This is a genomic window from Okeania sp. SIO3B5 (genome assembly GCF_010692555.1).
In the GTDB taxonomy this organism is placed as follows: domain Bacteria; phylum Cyanobacteriota; class Cyanobacteriia; order Cyanobacteriales; family Microcoleaceae; genus Okeania.
The window spans coordinates 4,936-26,516 of record NZ_JAAHHG010000097.1 but is presented as its reverse complement, the minus strand read 5'-3'; the positions used below and the strand labels follow the sequence as shown (position 1 = coordinate 26,516).

Sequence of the window (21,581 nt, the reverse complement as noted above, 5' to 3'; positions counted from 1 at the left end):
CTGGGAAGATTTAATTGTTAATATCTGTACTTCATATACTTGGAATCTGCTGTATATTCCTATTGTTGAACTAAGCTTGACAAGACTTATTCTACTTGGCTTAACACGTGATATACTGGTTATTTAGTAATCTAAATAATATTCCTTAAAAGTTATGAGTCGTTCAAAAAATAATTCCTCTAATATGAATACTAAAGGCGATCGTGTAGTTTACTCAGAGTTTGGTAATAATGCCACCTCCCCAGCAATAGAAAGAGCAGTACCAAACTTACCGCCAAATCAGCAAAATTTAAAAGTACAAGCATCCCGCAAAGGTCGCAAAGGAAAAACAGTTACAATTATTAGTGGGTTTCAGTCGAACCAGGAAATTTTGACAGCTTTACTGAAACAACTTAAAAATCAATGTGGTGCGGGCGGCACTCTTAAGGATAATGAAATTGAAATTCAGGGGGAACATAAGCAGAAGTTACTGGAGATTTTAACTAAATTGGGCTACAAAGCTAAAATTAGCGGTGGTTGAAGTAGCAGTCATATCATGTCCGGTTGAATAGACTTTGGTGTACAGAAGGCAGGAGGCATCCCCCCTACCCCCCTTTGAAAGGGGGGGAGGCAGAAGGTTTTCTTCCATTGTCACCTTAATTTTATACACGCTCCGATGCTACCGGACATGATATCAGCACTCAGCTATCAGCAGTCAGCTTTTCAAGGTATATAGATCCCAAATGGGATCTATTAAGCATCTCCTCCATGCATAGGCAGTAGGGAGTAGGGGGAAAGAATTGATGAATAATATCATGTTCGGTTGAATACTTACACTTTGGAGGAAGGAAGGCAGGAGGCAGGAGGCAGGAGGCAGAAGGGAAGAAAAGGTTAGAAGGGAAAAAGGTTTTTATCACGCTATTATCCCGACATGATATAAGAGTGCAATAATTGAATTGATTTTTGATTGTTGGAGATATCTATCTATGCTATGTAATTAAATATCAATACTTCTTTGCCTAAAAACCCTTCCTTTGCAAAGATACGATCAGGGCTTCTATAATGGGGGATTCAAATCCCCATAAAAGGCGCACCACTAATTTTTTCAAATAAGTGTGGGGGACTTATACCATTTCTCAAAAACTTTTCTACATTTTCTTAAGTAGGGGAGTCAGGGAGTGGGGGAGTGGGGGAGAGACAAACATCAGAATAATTAGCATTAACTTGCTAATAATTAGGAAATAAGTTATTAAACCTGTGTTAATTACTTAATAACTGAAGTTTCAGCCAAGTATAGCACTACTTTTGGGAATTGGTATTAAACCCTCGAATCTTCCATCTTCCCTCTTCCTTCTTTCGTAGGGACGCCCTTATGCAACGTCCCTACTATTTGTAACAAACATTTATCAAATTAGTATTATATTTCTCATGAATTTGAGCTATTCTTCCCCACTGTAATTTGCTTTAATATCTAGTCTATATAATACTAAAACTGCTTGTAATTATCAAATCAGGAAAATATAACAGAGGTACTGTAGATATTTACGGCAAATTCCAAGTAGATGAAGTACAGATATTAATAATTTAATCTTCCCAGTCCGAGCATCTTGCTCGCTCAGAAGCATCTTGCTCGCGTGATTGTACCTCACCCAAGTGGAATACACTGTATCAACAAAGCATGAATTATTAGAGATAAATGCGCCAATAAGATTTATATAGCTAATATTAAGATCGATAATTGTTACGGAATTTTGATTTTGGCTTTGTAGTTTTAAATAAGAAGTAATTAAACTTATATTTAGTGGAGATATATAAATGTTTAGAACAGTTGCTTTAGTATTACTAGGAACTTCTGTTGGTTTTGGGTTTTCTATGGTAGGTAATGGTAACGGGTTTGCTATTAAAGTACCTCAAATAGAAGCAGGAAAATTAGAATGTCGTTGGTTACCTGAGGATACTTCTAATAACTCTTCTATTAACGGAGAATTCTTGGAGCCGAGATATTAGATTTGCTCTCAAGTCCAATTGTTCATTACACAGAATTTCTCAGTACAAGGAAGGCATAAGGCAGAAGGCAGCTATGCTGAAGGGAAAGAATAAGGTGAGAAGGTACAAAGTTTTTCATCAACTAATTATCCGGATTCCATATAACTGTTAACTGATAACTGAAATAACCCAGATTTGATATAACTACTCTACTCTACTGACTAACCCGTGAATTTATCCAGAAGTATATCAATGCTCTCTAATACTTGCTGAAACTGTTGAGCTAAGATTAAAGCTTTGGTAGATAAAGCTTCCAGATCGGGAGTTTCACTTCGTAGATCCCGATGTAGAGAGGCAGCAGACTTGTAGAGAATATCTGCTCCAATGTTACCTGCTGCTCCTTTGAGGGAGTGAACCAAATATAGCGCTTGCTTCAAATCTCCGCAGTCTAGTGCTGTTAGGATTTCAGTGTCATACTTTTGTTGAGAGGTTTGAAAGATTCTCAGAATGTCCAGATAATCACTCCAATCACCACCCGTAAACTCTAAACCCAAATTGATATTCAGACCAGGTAGAGATAATTTATCAGTCTCTGGAACAGAAGTATTTTCAGAGAAAAGACAAGAGATATTATTCGTCGGTACAGAGGAACTGTTAGTTGGAATAATCCACTTCAGGAGAGTCTCATATAACTCTTGCGGGTTAACAGGTTTGGATAGATGATAATTCATCCCCGCTGCCGAACTTTTAGCTTTATCTATATCCATAGCATTAGCTGTCATAGCAATAATTGGCACTGTGGCAAACCATTCTGTTGCGCTGTTGTCTTCCTCTGCCAGAGAACGGATACGCCGAGTGGCCTCTAGTCCATCAATTCCTGGCATCCGAATATCCATCAAGATGAGGTCGTAAATCTGTTCCATAACTTTAGCGATCGCCTCTTGACCATTAGTTACGCAATCTACTATAAACCCCACCTTTTGCAGCAATTCCTTGGCAATTTGTTGATTCACTGCATTGTCTTCTACCAGTAGAATATTAGACCCCTGAATTTTCTCAAATTCTTCCATCCAGATCAATGAAGTCTCTATAGGAGGATCAGTGTGTACCGGATAATCATCATTATTGGCAGGCTCCCAGAGATCGCCTAGTTCTAGCTCAAAGTAGAATATACTACCTTTACCGAGTTCGCTCTCAACACCAATGATGCCACCCATCATGTTCACAAGACCCTTAGAAATCGCCAATCCGAGTCCTGTACCACCGTACTCGCGACTGGTAGAAGCATCCACCTGGGTAAAGGACTGAAATAGTTTTTCCAGATCAGAAGGACTAATACCAATTCCTGTATCTTGCACCTGAAATTTTAGGCAAACAGTTTCCTGGCTATAAGTGAGTAGTTCAATTCTAATGGTAACGCTACCTGTTTCGGTGAACTTGATAGCATTGCTCACCAGGTTCATCAAAATTTGAGTTAAGCGTAGTGGGTCTCCAATTAAATATTGGGGAATCCCTTCCTCAACCTGAAATAATAGTTCCAGCCCTTTTTCAGCAGCTTTTAGACCAAGAACATTGTTGATTTGATTCAGGATTTGAACTAATTCAAATGAGATAGATTCCAGTTCCAGTTTCCCAACTTCGATTTTGGAAAAGTCCAGGATGTCGTTGATGATTTCCAACAATGATTGGGCGGATCTCTGGATTTTGGTGAGATAGTCCTGCTGGTAGTTGGTAAGATCGGTTTGTAAAGCCAAGTGAGTGAGTCCCAGAATACCATTCATCGGAGTACGGATTTCGTGACTCATCAGGGCTAAAAATTCGCTCTTGGCACGGTTAGCATATTCGGCAGTTTCTTTTGCTTCTCGCAACTGCTGTTCAGCTAATTTGCGCTCTGTGATATCCTGTATCGTACCTATGAGATGCGTTACTTTGCCGGAGATATCCCGCAGAGGTCTGCCACGAGCGGAGATATAAACCAAAGAGCCATTCGGTTGAGAGATGCGACATTCGATTTTGTAGGGTTGAGCAGTTGCTATGGTAGCCTGAACTGCACGGTCTATACCCTCGCGGTCTTCAGGATGGACAAGCTCTAGGAAATCTTCATAAGTTAGAGTTTTCACTTCTGGCGACTGTCCAAAAATACGGAAAGTTTCGTCAGACCAAGCAACTACGCCCGTTGTTAGATTGAATTCCCAACTCCCCAGTTTACCTATTTTTTGTGCTGCTTTTAAATGAGTTTCACTTTTGCGTAGAGTTTCTTCAACTTGTTTACGACAGCTAATATCAGTAATTGTGCCAACATAACCGATTTTCTGCCCCTCAGTATCCCATTCTGGTACTGCTTGTGCATACACCCACTTCACAGTACCGTCAGGATGTTGCAAGCGATATTCCATTTGGCCAGAATGCTTGTCTTGAAGAAATTGCTCCCAGACCGTTGTAACCATCACTTGATCGTCAGGGTGTAACCCCTGCTGCCATCCAGTTCCAGTTGCTGCCTCTACAGATATCCCGGCAATCTGACTCCAGCGGTTGTTAACATAGGTACAGTTTCCTCTCAGATCGGTACGAAAAATTCCCACTGGAACAGTTGCAGCTAATGTTGAGTAACGAGTTTCGATCTTATTCAAGGCAGATTCTGCTCGTCGCCGTTCTTCTAGTTCAACCTTTATTTGTTCGTATGCTTTTCCCTGTTGGATAGCAATGGCAATGTGAACAGATAATCGTTGTAGTAAATCGATACCATCTTTTTCCCAGAGATATGCACGATCGTGGCTGGCGAGAATCAGACCCCACAGTTCCTTTTCTACTATAATTGGCACAACCAGGGTAGCACAAAGACCGGAACTTACAAGAATTTCTTGATTTTCTGGACTTATAGCTGATTCGTATACGTCATTTACTACCCGAATTTGACCATGGCGATACTGCTCCATCCATTCAGGTGTCACCCAGATATGGGCAAATTCTGCATCCAATAGCGATCGCTCACCTTCAGCAACTGACTTAGCAACCACAGTATCAGAAGACTGAGGATGGAATTGGTAAACCATTGCCTGATGGCAGTGCAACAGCGAGGGAATCTCTCGTACTGCTGTATCAAGAATTTTCTGCAAATCCAGCGACGACCGTATCTGGTCTGCTACAGTCATCATTAATTTTTCGCGTTCTGCCTTAGCTTTGAGAGCATTAGTTCTTGCTTCCACCAAGCTTTCTAGTTCAACAGTCCGACTTTCCAGTAGTTTGATTCGCTCTGCCTCTAAACGCACTACCCGTTGTTCCAAAACTTCCATCAATTTGCTAACTTCCCAAGGATTGATAGCTTGCAAGACACTGCTCTGTGTCACAATGCCTATAAGCTCTCCTTGTTCTCCTTTAACCACTAACTGACGGATGTTGTGTTCTTCTATAATCTTTTGCACAGTCCAAAGTGACGCTTCTGGTTTAACTGTCAGCAGCGGTTGACTTATCACCTCCTCTGCTATGGAATTTTCTAGATTTAGACCCAATGCCTGAAATCTAACCATATCTGCCTCACTCAGTATCCCCACTGGAATTTGCAGTGATTCTGTACTAGGTTCCACAATCACTATTGAACTAATATGGCGATCGCTCATCAGTTGGGCAATTGTCCACAGAGATGTCTTCGGTGTGGCACAAACCACCTTACGGTTCATTACTTCGGACACCAGACGTAGTTGTAGCAGGTCAGTTGGTTGGCAAATTTGTCGCAAACTATCGTGGGTAATTAATCCAACCAGATGCTCGTGCTCATCTAGAATCGGCAAGTGACGAATCTGATGCTGCTGAAGCAGGTTAATTACAGAAAATAAATCGGTAAAATCATACTCAGGTAGGGTAATGGCAGAAGGTGTCATAATCTGGCTCATTACCAAGCGGTCTATGGGTTGTTGCTGGGCACTTAAGCGGACTACATCCCACTCAGTCATTATACCTACGACCCGCCCATCCTCAACTACTAAAGCACAGCTTGACCTTGCCCCTTGATGAGGATCTTTTTCTGGCCCATCTGCTTTTTTGGCCTCACTGGTAAGCGATCGCTGGTTATTCATTAAGGTAATGGCCTCTCTGACTGTTGTATCCGGATTAACAACCAGGGGATTCCTAATGATTGCAGATTTCAGTTCTAGCTGAGTAAGCATCGTGGTCCGAACAGAAACTTGACTAATACAGGCGTATAACGAGGTAGCTGTAATATCTCCCTTGACCAGATAATCTGCTGCTCCTAGTTTCATTGCTCGTACTGCAACCCGCTCATCGCCCAATCCAGTTAACACAATTACAGGTAATTGAGCTTTAGGGTAGTGAGTGGCAATTGCTTCTAAGAACTCCAACCCATCTCCATCCGGTAGATTTACATCAATCAAGGCTATATTTGGTCGTTCCGAGTGCCACATTTCTATTCCTTCTTCTAAAGTTTCCGCTTCTATTATGTGGTAAGTGCGGTCTGGATCTGATGTCAGATAACGAATGTAGGTGAGACGATCGACCTCAGAATCATCTAGAAGTAAAATAGTTATTTTCGGTGATAAGGCTTCAGGTGTGTTAACATTGCTGTCACCATGGGGAATTTTGCTATAGCTTGAGTTGGGCATTTTTGTGCTTCTTTTTTGAGGAAGTAGTCAGGAGGAAGTAGTCAGTATGAGTGATAACAATGCGAGTGATGGTAGGGTATTCAACCTAATCAGGCCACAATTATTAATGGTTAAGCTTACTACAGCTAGATATACTAAATATTTAGATTGGTAAGTTAATGAAGTAAACTTCTTGATTTGATCGATTTCCTAATCTTTTAAAAATAGTTAACAAGTTTTTGTTACTGTATTTATCACCCTAAAATATATTGTAGATTATAGTTTAATAGTTAAAATCACGCAATACGCAATACTAGGCATAATATAGAATCTGGTTGAATAGTTATTGTATAGTAGGGGAGTAGGGGAGTGGGGGGAGTGGGGGAGATTAAATATTGAAGTAATTATAGAATTATCAACATATACTATATAACCGGATTCTATATAAAATAAATAGTTATTGTACTAGCACGGCAAATATTCTAATATTAATAAGGCGCATCTAAATCTAAAATATCTGGCGGAGTTTTTCCTTTTGTTCAATAGGCATCTCCAAAAATCAAAAATAAAATCAATTCTCACACATAAAATATCAATTCTTTCTCCCTACTGCCTACTGCCTACTCCCTCTTTTCTGGAGATGTCTAATATAAATAGTGTTGAACAAGAATGTATAGACGTCTTATACCAATTCCCAAAAGTAATGCTATACTTGGGCAATACTTCAGCTATTAAGTAATTAACACTAGCCAAATAACTTTTTTGCTAATTTTAGCTATGTTAATGTTAATTATTATAATGTTTACTTCTCCCCCACTCCCCTACTCCCCTACTCCCCTGCTCAAGAAAGCGTAGAAAAGTTTTTGAGAAATGGTATTATTTAGGGTTTGCTGATTAAATCTGAAAGTATTGACTGATATTTGTTTGAGCAATTTTATGTCTGGAAAAAGTACTAGCTTTTCGGTGGCAAGAGCTGCATAAAGCTAGTATTTTGGGATGATTATGACAGAAAAATTGAGGTACAATTCTTACTTCTACCTCCTAGCTCCCGAACCATTTCTCCTGTCTTCCCCTCCTGGGAGGGGTTAGGGGTGGGTTGTCTCCTGTCTCCTGTCTCCTACCCCTACTAAAAGACTTTTTCAGCAAGCCCTATTTATTCAGCAAGCCCTACATTAAAGTAATTCTTGTTCATGATTTACTGATTTTGAAAATATAACATATGCAGTGGTATTTTAAGTAAAAATATTAACGATACTATATAGGTAAAATAGCTGTTTCAAACCAATATGATAAAAAATCTTCTATGTTTTTGCTAAAAACTTTAATGCTCACTGGTTTTTCTATATAGCTATTAACTCCGTATTCATAACAAATTTGAATATCTTTGGTATTTGATGAAGTTGAAAATGCAACTATAGGGATAATTTTTAATTGTTGATGATTCTTGATAATTTCAATTACTTTTCGTCCATCAGTTCCTGGCAGATTTAAATCTATTAAAATCAGTGTAGGACGAGGAGCTGTTTCAGGAGAATATTTTCCTGTCTGGAAAACAAAATCTAATGCGTCATCTCCATCTACACAGCGATATATAGGATACTCAAAACCTTGTTTCCTCAGAAGTCGGATCAATGTAGTGTAATCTTCCTCACTATCTTCAACTATGAGCAGAGATAAATCTTTTTTTTGCTTATTTAGTAATTCACTCATTGATGATTAATACTCCGATAATTTGATATAGAATGTTGTTCCTTCTCCATAATTAGACTCCAACCAAATTTTACCACCATGACGTTCAATTATTTTTTTGACTATTGTTAAACCTACCCCTGTACCGCCACCAAACTTATCTTTTCCATGTAATCGTTTAAAAAGTTTAAAAATTGTATCTATATGCTTTTCTCTAATACCTATGCCATTATCTTTAACATATATTAAACAGGAATATTCTTCCGTGTATTTATAACCAATTTCTATAATTTTATGAGTTTTTTGATTATATTTCACCCCATTATTAATTAAGTTGCCAAAGACTTCTTCCATAAGAATATTGTCACCGTAAATTACTGGCAAATCATGCTTTTTTATGATTTCAATAGATTCATTAGGTTTACTCATTCTAATAACTTCTGCCACATTTTCAATTAATTCATTCAAATTAATCGGAGATTTGTTAAGTTCCTGACGACCCAAACGAGAAAGAAACAATAAAGCGTTAATTAAATCTTCCATCCGTTGAGTTAAACGCACCAAAGTCTGTAATTTTTGCTGACCATCTGCCTCAAGAATTTCACCATAATCTTCCATCAAAAATGTAGCATAATTATGAATACCTCGTAAAGGTTCTTTAAGATCGTGGGAAGCAATATAGTTAAAAGAATCTAAGTCACTATTACTTTGTTCTAATTCTAGATTTATTTCTGCTAATTTATCTATTCTGCTCATTAAAATCCCCAAAATTGCACTTTTGAGTTCTTGTGCCCCTTCTATTTCATAAGATTGCCAAGGAAGAGAATGACATTCAACTATTTCGAGCCATTTTGCAAAAGATTTCCGAGGCAGAAGTGTGATGCTACCATCCAATTCAACTTTGCCATGTTTCTGTGGATTTCCAGCCCAATTAACTATTTGACTTACCTCTGGGCGAAACCATAACACATAATTTTTTTTAACTTTGGTAATTTCTAACACTAATAAGCCACTAGCAATCTCTTTAAATTTATTAGCTGGAGGATAAACTTTTGCCAAATAATCTGTGTAATATACATCAGTATTTATTTGAGTTATGACCCAATTAAGCAAAGGTTCAACTTCTTCATCTTTGATAGTTTTTCCTATTTTTTGCAGTTCTCCTTCCCCATAAACTATTGCTCCTGTTGCTCCTACTATTGTTAATAATTTTTCTCCAATATTTGTGAAGGCCATTAATAAATTTTCAGACTCAGAAATATCTGTTATTACCTGAGACTGTAGAGATTTTAGATAAATTTTATAATCTAAATTATCATGTTGTTCTTTTGTAGTAATATGAACAGACATTACTTGTCCAAAAAAATCACAAACTGTTCGTAAATTATAGGGAATATATTTAATTGAGTAGTGATGACAAACAATCAATCCCCATAACTTTCCTTCTTTTAATAAAGAAATTGACATAGAAGCTTTTACACCCATATTCTGGAGATATTCTATATGAATTGGGGAAACACTCCGCAACACAGAAAAGCTTAAATCTAGGGGTTGGTTAGTCAAAGGATTATTTTTAGGCAACAACTCTACTGGTTGATAGTTAATATCTGGAATAATCCGCAGATAGTTAATACTATACAAATGTCGTGATGATTCAGGAATATCGCTGGCAGGGTAATGTAAACCTAAATATGATTCTAAATTTTCCCATTTATCTTCTGCAATTACCTCACCGGAATTATCGGGATGAAACCTATAGATCATCACCCGGTCTACTTCTGTCAATCGACGGATTTCTTTAACTACAATTGAACAAAGTTCCTGTAAATTTGCAGACTTTTGAATCTGAGTAATAGTGCGACGAGTGAGTTGATAAAATTGGAAAAAATCTTGTTCTAATTCAATTTCACAAGGTTCAAGTTCTAAAATTAATACTCCATTATTACGATGAACAATACTGTTAAATGATTTGGTTTCATCCCCACATTTTATAGATAATTTTAGTGGGTTTAAATATTCAAAATCTCCTGTTAAACTATTACGGATAGAATCTATTTGTTGAGGCTCTAATAGATATTTAATATTTTGTTTGAGCAGATCTTCTGGGAGAACATTTAACCAATCTTTTGTATTATTACTAACTTGAATAATATCCAATTCTGGTTCTTTTAAAACTAGCAATACCCCATGAGGTTGAATCGAACCAGGAATATGAATTTGTTCGCGGTCGCAATTAGTTAAATTTACTTTATCTGCTGTTACAATTTCAATTTTATTGTTCATTACTTCTAGTTTTAAGTTGGCATAAAGAAGGAAGAAGGAAGAAGGAAGAAGGAAGAAAGAAGGAAAAATTTGGTGTTGTGTAAATTTTCAGCTTTTAATACCAATTACCATGAATTAATGGTATACTGATGCTGAATAATTCTGAAAATTCTATAATTACTTCAATCTCCCCTGCTCCCTAATAGACATCTCCAAAAATTAAAAAGACAATCAATTATTATCCAGAAATTATCAATTGTTCCCCTCCTGGGAGGGGTTAGGGGTGGGTTCCCTGTTCCCTGTTCCCTGTTCCCTCTTTTCTGGAGATGTCTAATATAATTCCTCAACTAACTTCGGAACTCCTGCAGTTAATACTTCATTTCCTTCTGCGGTAACTAAAACATCATCCTCAATTCTCACTCCAATTCCACGCCAACGATCATATACTTCTGGTTGACCTTCAACTGATTTAATATTCGGTCCTATATAAATACCAGGTTCCACAGTTAAAACTTGTCCTGGTTGTAAATTTTGCGGTTCTTCTCCCCACTGATAAACACCCACATCATGTACATCTAAACCTAACCAATGTCCGGTTCTGTGCATATATAAATGCTTATATTTTTCCTTTTCAATTATTTCGTCAATATTACCTTTTAACAATTTTAAATCAATCAAACCTTCCACTAATACTCGTACTGCTGTATCGTGAAATTGTTTATAAGGATTTCCTGGTTTTACTTCAGCAATTGCTGCTTGTTGCGCTCTTAAAACCAACTCATAAATAATCTTTTGTTCTGGTGTAAACTTGCCACTAATAGGAAAAGTCCGAGTAATATCAGAATTATAATAATTGTAGGCAGCTCCAGCATCAATTAACAACAAATCATTTTCTTGCATTTGCCGATTATTTTCTATATAATGAAGAATGCAAGAATTAGCACCAGAAGCAACAATAGAAGGATAAGCTGGAGTCGCTCCATGACGAGAAAAAATATACTCCATTTCCGCTTGAACTTGATATTCAAACTGCCCCGCTTTGGCAAACCTCATCGCATGGTTATGAGCATCAACAGCAATATCAGCAGCTTTCCGCATTTGTTCTAATTCCACATCACTTTTAATCAGACGCATCGGATGTAAAACCGTACCCGCATCTTGAATAGCGATCGGTCCCGTACCAGTTTTCGGATAGACTCGCATTAAATTTTGCCAATGTCGAAGAATTGTTTCATTGAAGTGGCGATCGCGTCCTAAGCGATAATATATTTTGTCGGCCTTTTTCAAATATTCAGGTAACTTTTTATTCAGTTCATTAATAGAAAAAGCTGCATCAGCACCATACTTTTCCTTAGCAGCTTCTACACCAGTCCGATAACCACTCCAAGTTTCTTTTTCTGGGTCTTTTGGTCGGACAAACAAAACAAATTTATGCTTTTCATCGTGTGGTGCAATAACTGCTACTGCCTCCGGTTCATTAAAACCTGTTAAATAAAAAAAATCACTATCTTGACGATAGGCATATTCTACATCATTGTGCATGACAGCCATCGGCGCACTTCTAAAAATAGCCGTACCATTGCCAATTTTTGCCATTAATTGTTCGCGTCTTTGTTTATATTCTGTTGAAATTGTCATATTTTTTAGAAGTAATATTTATGTATTTTGAATGTATTTTGAAAATACCCACAATAAAAGTTTTAGGGAACAGGGAACAGGGAAAAATTTATCAGAAAAAACATTCTTATATCAAGTCTCATTAATTAGTCATAATAAATTTAATTAGGGCTTGCTGATTAAATACCAAAGCATTGACATATATAAGGTTTTAGCATTTTTTGCTCTAAAAAAGTGCCAGCTTTTCGGCTCAAAAAGCTCAAAAAGCTAGTATTTTGGGACAATTATGGCAGAAAAATCACTCTTACAATTTTTCCGACTACCTCCTCTATAATTCCCATTTCTCCTGTCTCATGTCTCCTGTCTCATATCTCCTGTCTCCTGTCTCCTACACCTACTAAAAGACTTTATTCAGCAAACCCTAATTAGCCATAATAAATAATACCATTTCTCAAAAACTTTTCTACGCTTTCTTGAGCAGGGGAGTAGGGGAGTAGGGGAGTGGGGGAGAAGTAAACATTATAATAATTAACATTAACATAGCTAAAATTAGCAAAAAAGTTATTTGGCTAGTGTTAATTACTTAATAGCTGAAGTATTGCCCAAGTATAGCATTACTTTTGGGAATTGGTATAAGCTATCTTCAGTCATCTTTAGATGACTTCTGCTTTGAGCCAAGAAATAAGTTTCTTGGCTTGGCGGATGATATGGCTTGGCGGATGATATGGCTCTTGGCGGATGACATGGCTTGGCGGATGATATGGCTTGGCGGATGATATGGCTTGGCGGATGATATGGCTCTTGGCGGATGATATCATGTCCGGATAATCAGTGATAAAAAAAACCTTTTCCCTTCTAACCTTTTCTTTCCTTCTGCCTCCTGCCTCCTGCCTTCTGCCTTACCTCCTCCAAAGTGTAACTATTCAACCGGACATGATATGACATGGCTCGCCAACCTCACCAACCCTGGCAGATGGCATGGCTCGCCAAGCCAAGGATTGAAATCCTTGGCTAATAGTTTAAGTCATCTTAAGATGACTCTTGAGGAGTATGCCATCTTTTTATATTGTGGTTAATCAGTGCAGCTTGATATTACTTCTCTGCTAGAAAACTAAAGACTTCCTTCTTTCTTATTCCTTCTTCTTTGTCTCCTAGAAAACTAAAACCTTCCTTCTTCCTTCTTCCTTCTTCCTTCTTCCTTCTTCCTTCTTCCTTCTTCCTTCCTCCTTCTTCCTTCTTCCTTCCTCCTTCTTCCTTCTTCACACTATATTAAAAGAACCAAAAATTAAGCACAAAAACTACTTAACTTTCAGTTCTTTTTTAACACACTATATTTCTCACTTCAACTATTAGTAAATCAGGTAATCTATTACGATAAACCTACTAAATTAATTGAAGTGTAAAACCTCAATTACGCTGATAGCTGATAGCTGATAGCTGAATTGCTTACATGATGGGAACAAAACGTTCTTTTTCTGGCACATTAGTGTACTCAGCCACAATTTGTCGGAACTCATCACCATCAATAGTTTCTTTCTCAATGAGCAAATCAACTAAACGATCTATAACAACCCGGTTCTCACGCATTATATTACAAGCGTGTTCATAACAATGCTCAACAATAGTGCGAACTTGATCGTCAATACGAGAAGCGATCTCATCAGAATATTCTGAACGAGTCATTAAGTCGCGACCCAAAAACACCTCACTTTGTTGAGTTTCCAGAGACATCGGACCAAGATCGGACATACCATAACGAGTCACCATTTGACGTGCCATCCCCGTAACCTGTTGGAGGTCATTACCAGCACCAGTTGTCACCTCAGCATCGCCAAAAATAACCTTCTCAGCAGCGCGACCACCAAGAGCACCAGTAATACGAGCCAAAATTTGTGACCTAGAGATTAAACCTTGGTCTTCACTGGGCATAAACCAGGTGAGACCACGAGCTTGACCACGGGGAATCAAAGTAACTTTTTGCACCGGGTCATGGTCTTTAATCAAAGTACCAACGATCGCATGACCAATTTCGTGATAACCAATTAATCGCTTGCTCTTACCATCCATGAGTGGAGTTCCTTCCATACCTGCAACTACCCGGTCTACAGCATCATCAATTTCCGGCATAGTAATTGCTTCTTTACGACGACGAGCAGTTAAAATTGCAGCTTCATTCAGCAAGTTGGCCAAATCTGCACCTGTAAAACCAGGAGTACGACGAGCGATCGCATCTAGAGATACTTCTTCACTGATCTTTTTGTTGCGAGCGTGAACTTCCAGAATTGACAAACGACCTTTAATGTCCGGAGCATCAACACTAACTTGACGGTCAAACCTACCTGGACGTAATAATGCAGAATCTAATACATCAGGGCGGTTAGTAGCAGCAATAATAATGATACCAGTGTTACCCTCAAAACCATCCATTTCCGTCAGTAACTGGTTAAGAGTTTGTTCTCTTTCATCATTACCACCACCGATACCAGCACCACGTTGTCTACCCACCGCATCAATTTCATCAATAAATATAATACAAGGAGCATTTTCCTTTGCTTTTTTGAATAAGTCGCGAACGCGGGAAGCACCCACACCCACAAACATTTCCACAAATTCCGAACCAGAAATGCTGAAAAATGGAACACCAGCTTCACCAGCGATCGCCTTGGCCAACAAAGTTTTACCAGTTCCCGGAGGGCCAACTAACAGTACACCTTTAGGAATTCGGGCTCCCACTGCAGTGAATCTTTCTGGTTTTTTGAGGAAAGTCACAACTTCTTGTAATTCTTCCTTGGCCTCATCAACCCCAGCCACATCATCAAACAGTACACCTGTCTTTGCCTCCATGGAGAAGCGGGCCTTAGACTTACCAAAATTCATTGCTTGTCCAGGGCCACCAGGAACATTACTGGAGCGACGGAAGAGGAAAAATAGACCGACAATCAATAAAACTGGGAAAATCAAATTTCCTAATAAGCCCCATATTGCCCCTTCATTGCGTGGAGGATGACTGTCAAAGCTGATATTTGCTTCTCGTAGACGAGAAATTAGGTCTGGAGAATTGGCTGGTAAGTCTACTCGTAGTCGTTGGACTCTATTATCTAGTTGTGGATCAACTGCTTCAACAATAGCTGTACGGCCACCCTCATAAAGGTCTACGCTTGTAACTCGATCTGCTTGTAAGTAGTCCAAGAATCGACCATAGCTCATTCGGGTACTGGCGGTATTGTTACCTATGTTTGCTACTGTTGGGGAAAATGCTCCTTGCCAGACAAAAAAACCGATGAGTAGAGCTGGTAAACTCCAAAGTACAATTGTTCTCCAAGAAATTTTCATAAATTATTGGCCTCTTTTAGTAAAATTGAATTGAAATAGATAGCGTGATTTTTTACATTCTTGACATCTTTACCTACCTGATTTGGGAGAGCTTTCCTACGGAATGTTAGCCAAAGGCAAAGAATGTACCTGCCTTCGGGGTAGACCATTTCAGCTCTAAAGGTTTGCTTCACGGGTAAGTCAGCGCGGTCTTGGGGTTTGCCCATGAGCTACTGGCACTGACACTGCTAGTTCAGCAGCCAAGAAATACTCATAATCTTAACTAAATGTAACTTAACAATAGACATTAGGGCAACTACTGGGACTTCCTGAACAAATCTCCTGGCATTGACACAAAGAAATTAGGAGTCAGGAGTCAGGATTCATGAGTCAGGAGTCATAATTTTAAAGGTTTTCAGTTGAAACTAACTATCATAAAAATTGTCACAATCAATGGGCGGATTACTATGTATAGGGAACAGGGTTAAAGAAGTCAGAAGTTAGAAGTTAGAAGTTAGAAGTCAGAAGTTAACCCACCCCTCGCCCCTCCCCCTCCCAGGACTATCCCTGATAAGGAACTCCTGAAAACCTTGTAGCAAGCAGGGGAGCAGGGGACCCACCCCTCGCCCCTCCCAGGAGGGGAAAAAGGAGAAAGGAGAAAGAATCATAGTAGAGGGGAAAAACTACTTAAGTTATCAAAAAAAATGTACTTTTTAATACACTTTTTCTCTGACAAAAACCTTTTAAAGACTTGAACATAACTTGTCTATGCGTGTCAATTTTTATGTTAAGAAAGATGTTTATAAAGCATAGCTCCCAGGAGGGGAAGTAGGGGATTTGAGCAAACCTCCAAAAATATTTCGCCTTAAAAGTTGGGGTTGCGCGACCCAATTAGGGCTTGCTGATTAAATCTAAAAGTATTTACAGATAAAGGTTTTAGCCTTTTTTGGGCCTTTAAAAAGTGCCTGGTTTTCAGCTCTTCACGCTCGAAAAGGAGCGTATTTTAGGCGCATAGTTGGGCAGAACAATCTTGGGACAAAACTTAGCTCCTACCTCCTCTAAATTCCCTTTTCTCCTGTCTTCCCCTCCCCTCCTGGGAGGGGCTAGGGGTGGGTTTGGAGGGGGAGGGGCGAGGGGTGGGTTGTCTCCTACCCTCACCCATAAGACTTTTTCAGCAAACCCCAATTATTTTGATAAATAATTGACAATTTTATAGACCGGAATTGCTTTGATTTTTGATTTTTGGAGATTTCTATTGAGGAGAGAATACTGAAATCCTACGGTTTGGGTCAAAAAATAAGCGAAGGGTATTATTAGAAATATTAAGAAGGAAATATTAATTTCAGGTTAAATCTTTAAATGAATATAAAGTCATTTTGTTAGAAGTAGGGAATTACTCTAGTTGCCTAGATGTTTTGCTTACTTAAGAAGTGAACAGAGGCACAGTCAAAAAATCAACTTTTTTCCTTTTCCTTATATATGTGCTAAACATTTTTAACTTAAGATGCTAAATTCATGGAGAGTTATTTTAATTAAATTAGAAATTCTAATAACAATTCCTGCAAAGTGTCATTAACTTGTTTAATTAATTGAGGCAGCTTCGTGAAACGATGCTTTAATAATAATTTTGACCGGACTAATATCTAATATCTAAATATTATATTTAGTTAGCTATATGTCCTCGGCTCAAAAGAACAGGTTTGACCAAAAAGCTATCTAGAGAAAGTCTGAAAATCTCCACTTTTCAACCGAGCGGTCTAAAATACTCGCTTGTTTTAACAAGCGTGAAATAGAGGAAGGTCTCACACCTGATATGGGATATCTCCCGTACTGCAGAAGTGAAGGTATAAAAGTATAGAGTGTGCATTCTCTAGTTGACTGAAACTTCTGAAAGTAGTTTACTTCTACCTTCTATGTTAATTTTATTCAGCGATTTTATTCGCTTAATGCCGTAGGTCTTAATTAATCAAATAACTTAGGATTTTAACAACGGCAGTATTTTGATTTAAAAGTTTAGTGAGGTAATACAACCTAATGGTTATTAAACAGCCAGCCGCAGCAGCAATGCTGACCCAGAAACCACCAAGTGTCGGTAAAAAAACAATCCTGAGTGTGGACTTAGGACGGACAGCTAGTAAAGCTTGTGTTAGTCGGACTCCCAATGCTGTAGTTTTTATTCCAGCTAATGTCAAACAATTAACTTTAGAACAAGTCAGATCGGGTAATTTTGAGTCTAAACCTACAGACCCACTATTAGATATGTGGCTGGAATATCAAGGCTCTGGATACGCTGTAGGTCAGTTGGCTGCTGATTTTGGGGCCAATCTATTCGGTGATGAACGCTCTTTTGCCAAGTCCAAAGTTGAAGATGCTCTCATTAAAATTTTGGCCTGTGTTGGTTATTTTCAGCTCAAGGGCGAATTTTCAGTTGTGATGGGTTTACCATTTTATTCCCAAGAGCAATTTGAAAAGGAAAAGGAACAGATTGTTAGTCAATTACAATGTCCTCATAAAATGTCTTATCGAGGTAGCGAACCCATCGAAATTAGAATTAATAAGGTTTGGGTCATGCCAGAGGGATATGGTAGCTTGCTATGGTCTGAAGCTAACAATGGCAAGGAATTTAAGCCAGAGTTACCCAAACTATCTCTTGCTATTGTTGATATTGGCCATCAAACTACGGACTTTTTAATGGTAGACCGTTTTCGGTTTGCTAGAGCTGCTTCTAAGAGTGAACCTTTTGCCATGAGCCAATTTTATGAAGATGTGGCTTCTAAGATTGAGGGAGCAGATGCTCAGTCTTTATATTTGCTAGAAGCAGTCCATAAACCAGAAGGCCAGCGTTCCTATCGTCCCAAAGGAGCGACAAAACCTATTAATCTTGATGGTGTTGTGCCCGAATTGCGTAAAGTTTTTGCAGCTAAACTCTGTGACCGTTTGATTAAATGGATACCAGAAAGGGTGACAGATGTTGTTATGACTGGCGGTGGTGCAGCATTTTTCCAGGAAGATTTGGAAAAGTTATTACAAGAGGCAGGTCTTAAAGCTCATTTAGCTCAACCATCTAGAGAAGCAAATGCTCTGGGACAATATATTTATGGAGAGGCTCAACTAGCAATATCTAGATAAGTTTTAACATTACAAAGATATTTGAGGTTGTACCATCTAAGGAATTTTAGATAACTTCAGGTACTAAAATTCAGTTTATAATTACAACGCTTTTGAGGAAGCATGAGGTACAGTATAGACTATTCTTAATATTTCCTGTTCCCTATTCCCTATTCCCTGTTCCCTGGGGCAATAAAACTTTGTACCTCCAAGACTCGAAAACTTCTGTAAGTATAGCACTGAGGTTCCTGTGTAGTTTTTTCTAGTTCTGGAACTAAAAAATAACGGGGGCACAGTAGAAAATTTATTTTCTCTGTCCTCGTATTAAATTAACAAAAATATTACCTGATGCTTTGGGAAAAAAATCAGAAAAAAGAAGTCTTTTTTACCGAAGAGGCAGCAGATCGGCAATTATTAGCAGCTATAGAAAAAGAGTTAAATTCTCACAAATATCGAACTTTTAGCAATCTTTGTAAACAAGCTCTATGGCAATTTTTGGATGTATCTTCATCATCGATAGAATTAACTCAATCTGCGTCTAATTTACAACGACTAGAACATCGGATTTATGAGAGGCTTACCAAACATTTTGCTGAGTTAGAAACAAAGTTGGTTTCTGAAGAATTGAAGACATCTAATAATACAGTTCAATCAAATGAAAATGAGTTAAAAAAACACTTGAATCAATTGAATCAACAGTTGAGTCAAATTCAATTAAATTTAGATGCTAAATTAATTGAAGTTATGGAGACTTTTAAGGCAGAGTTATCACAGATAGAAATACCTATTACTAAATCAGCTCAAGAAGATTCAGAAGAATTAACTTCTACTAAATCAAAAGCAGAAGAAGATTTATCTGTTAAAGAATCAACAACGGATGCAGATCCTTTATTGCAGCACTTAAGTTCTCTAATAGAAGATTTCTAAGTTACCGAAAAATTCAGGTATAAAGCCTCTCCATTCGTGGAGAAAAAAGAAAAAAAATCCTTTGCTCCAATCCTCTTAGTTTATTAAGAAGAGGTAATTATAAATTCTAAATTCTTGAATCATCATTCACAAAAATTAGTTAATATTACCGAAAAATTCAGGCATAAAGCCTCTCCATTCGTGGAGAAAAAAGAAAAAAAATCCTTTGCTCTAATCCTCTTAGTTTATTAAGAAGAGTTAATTCTAAATTCTAAATTCTTGAATCATCATTCACAAAAATTAGTTAATATTACCGAAAAGTTCAGGTATAAAACCTCTCCATTCGTGGAGAAAAAAGAAAAAAAATCCTTTGCTCTAATCCTCTTAGTTTATTAAGAAGAGGTAATTCTAAATTCTAAATTCTAAATTCTAATTAGTACAAATACATTGCCTTGATTGCCTCTTCCAATGCGTAAATCTTCATCTAAATATGTAATATCTAACCATCCTTTTTGTTCTCGGTTTTGTATATTAAAATCAACAGCAGTAAATTTTTTCCCTGATTCTATTTCGGCAATTAATTTATTAGGCGATCGATAATCTATTAAACTTTGTAAACCCAAAATTGAGCGATTAAATTTAACATTTACTCGCTTTTCTGACACAGCTTCAAACTGAGCAACAACACTAACTATTCCTTCTAAAAAAGGCAAACCAGATACTTCAGCAATATTATAGACTGCTGTATCTTGGACTCGGATACATTGATAAATCTCTCCTAGTTTCAGGAAAGGAAAACTATCAATGCGTAGTAATTCTTGACTGGTAGTATAAAGTAATCGCCAATTGCCATTTAATAGTTCTTTTGCTTCCAAGGGACGAGGGTTGGGATTATAATCTTCTACTTGAGCGATCGCTGCTAGAATTACTTGTTGGTCATTTTTACTTGCTAGTAAACCACGATTTTTTCCTGTAATTGTCTCTATTAATCTGGATTTATATATCATAATTATTGTTTATTGTCAATCTACGTTGATTCTAAGCTGGCAATTTTCTTTTATTTGCAGAAGAAGAAAATTTCAAAAACATTCATCGGATATCCGGGTATTAAGCAATTTTAACGATATCTTTAACAGTAGCAAAAAATTTAGATCGGCTTACTACTTGGATTAATTTTACAAAAAAAACGTGTAGTTGAAAACCAAGTGGCTTTAGCCCTTGGATGAAAACAAGTTGTGGGAATTTATTCCCAAGTATCCTAAAACGTGGCATAATTCCAATGAATGCGAGTAGGGACAAAGTTTGTCCCATAGACTCTTTGCTAGTAGGGGTGAAACTCCTGTCGGTAAGAAACTAGTAGCATGGTTCTACCAAGACTAAGGTACAGACAAACAGGCAGCAAGGATAGGGATTTATAGCTCACTCCTTGAGTAAAACTACTCTGAAAGCGAGATAAAAGTAAGGGCGATGTATGTGGCATTCGGAGTCAGCATATTTGAGTCTGTAGGTGGTTTTTGACTACCACCACTGGAAAAAACTAATTATCCCAGTGACAGCTAGTAGCTATGAAGAATCGCGTTTTGAAACCGATTCGGAACAACTGCTTAGAATCACCCGTACTTTAGTCGGGTGAGAAGTCAATAAAATTCCTTGACTGAGGATATATGGAAGAAAAACAACAAACAAACAGCCAATCACAACCGGTAGTGCCACAGCCAACTGTGGTACAGGAAACAGTAAATCCACAACCAGTAGTACCACAACCAACTACGGTACAGGAAACAGTAAATCCACAACCGGTAGCACCACAGCCAACTGTGGTACAGGAAACAGTAAATCCACAACCAGTAGTGCCACAACCAACTACGGTACAGGAAACACCAGTAGTACCACAGCCAACTGTGGTACAGGAAACACCAGTAGTGCCACAGCCAACTGTGGTACAGGAAACGGTAAATCCACAACCAGTAGTGCCACAGCCAACTGTGGTACAGGAAACAGTAAATCCACAACCAGTAGTGCCACAGCCAACTGTGGTACAGGAAACAGTAAATCCACAACCAGTAGTGCCACAGCCAACTGTGGTACAGGAAACAGTAAATCCACAACCAGTAGTGCCACAGCCAA

At 38.0% G+C, this 21,581-nt stretch carries 12 protein-coding genes and 1 pseudogene; 6 read left to right on the top strand and 7 right to left on the bottom strand.

All coding sequences use genetic code 11. The features are described 5' to 3' along the window. The first annotated feature begins 154 nt into the window (after nt 1–154). A complete protein-coding gene (locus tag F6K54_RS15455) occupies nt 155–520 on the top strand; it encodes a translation initiation factor (RefSeq protein WP_293078940.1) in 366 nt (121 codons plus the stop codon). A gap of 1,274 nt (nt 521–1,794) precedes the next feature. Further along, nucleotides 1,795–1,986, top strand: a complete 192-nt coding sequence (locus F6K54_RS15450) for a hypothetical protein (RefSeq protein ID WP_293078938.1) — start codon at nt 1,795–1,797, stop codon at nt 1,984–1,986. 200 nt (nt 1,987–2,186) lie between these two features. On the opposite strand, the gene F6K54_RS15445 is transcribed toward F6K54_RS15450, so the two are convergent. The 4 genes from F6K54_RS15445 to F6K54_RS15430 form a co-directional block, all read right to left on the bottom strand. Beyond that, nucleotides 2,187–6,581 (bottom strand): response regulator, encoded by a 4,395-nt coding sequence (locus tag F6K54_RS15445; protein WP_293078936.1) that lies wholly within the window; start codon nt 6,579–6,581, stop codon nt 2,187–2,189. A gap of 1,233 nt (nt 6,582–7,814) precedes the next feature. Further along, nucleotides 7,815–8,270 (bottom strand): response regulator, encoded by a 456-nt coding sequence (locus tag F6K54_RS15440; protein WP_293078934.1) that lies wholly within the window; start codon nt 8,268–8,270, stop codon nt 7,815–7,817. A gap of 6 nt (nt 8,271–8,276) precedes the next feature. Next, entirely contained in the window at nt 8,277–10,532 is a 2,256-nt protein-coding gene (locus tag F6K54_RS15435) for an ATP-binding protein (protein ID WP_293078932.1), read from the bottom strand. A 309-nt stretch (nt 10,533–10,841) separates the two neighbouring features. Continuing rightward, the gene (locus F6K54_RS15430; protein WP_293078930.1) at nt 10,842–12,149 is read right to left on the bottom strand and encodes an aminopeptidase P N-terminal domain-containing protein; all 1,308 of its coding nucleotides are present in this window, start codon (nt 12,147–12,149) and stop codon (nt 10,842–10,844) included. Nucleotides 12,150–13,066: 917 nt separating this feature from the next. On the opposite strand from F6K54_RS15430, the gene F6K54_RS15425 reads away from it, so the two are divergent. Continuing rightward, a complete protein-coding gene (locus F6K54_RS15425) occupies nt 13,067–13,204 on the top strand; it encodes a hypothetical protein (RefSeq protein WP_293078928.1) in 138 nt (45 codons plus the stop codon). A 16-nt stretch (nt 13,205–13,220) separates the two neighbouring features. Here F6K54_RS15425 and F6K54_RS15420 read toward each other — a convergent pair whose 3' ends face one another. Together F6K54_RS15420 and ftsH2 are read right to left on the bottom strand one after the other, a co-directional pair. Next, nucleotides 13,221–13,391 (bottom strand): hypothetical protein, encoded by a 171-nt coding sequence (locus F6K54_RS15420; protein WP_293078926.1) that lies wholly within the window; start codon nt 13,389–13,391, stop codon nt 13,221–13,223. 183 nt (nt 13,392–13,574) lie between these two features. Further along, nucleotides 13,575–15,461: an ATP-dependent zinc metalloprotease FtsH2 gene (ftsH2, locus tag F6K54_RS15415; RefSeq protein WP_293078924.1), complete on the bottom strand. Its 1,887-nt coding sequence runs from the start codon at nt 15,459–15,461 to the stop codon at nt 13,575–13,577. 2,013 nt (nt 15,462–17,474) lie between these two features. Between ftsH2 and F6K54_RS15410 the strand changes: the two genes are divergently transcribed. Both F6K54_RS15410 and F6K54_RS15405 read left to right on the top strand, forming a co-directional pair. After that, entirely contained in the window at nt 17,475–18,569 is a 1,095-nt protein-coding gene (locus F6K54_RS15410) for a ParM/StbA family protein (protein ID WP_293078922.1), read from the top strand. A gap of 327 nt (nt 18,570–18,896) precedes the next feature. Then, nucleotides 18,897–19,475 carry a hypothetical protein gene (locus F6K54_RS15405; protein ID WP_293078920.1) on the top strand — a complete coding sequence of 193 codons (579 nt, stop codon included), beginning with the start codon at nt 18,897–18,899 and terminating at the stop codon, nt 19,473–19,475. A gap of 401 nt (nt 19,476–19,876) precedes the next feature. Here F6K54_RS15405 and F6K54_RS15400 read toward each other — a convergent pair whose 3' ends face one another. Further along, a complete protein-coding gene (locus tag F6K54_RS15400) occupies nt 19,877–20,461 on the bottom strand; it encodes a PAP/fibrillin family protein (protein WP_293078918.1) in 585 nt (194 codons plus the stop codon). Between the two features lie 657 nt (nt 20,462–21,118). Here F6K54_RS15400 and F6K54_RS15395 point away from each other — a divergent pair. Then, a pseudogene (locus tag F6K54_RS15395) lies at nt 21,119–21,581 on the top strand (hypothetical protein); the annotation flags it as partial.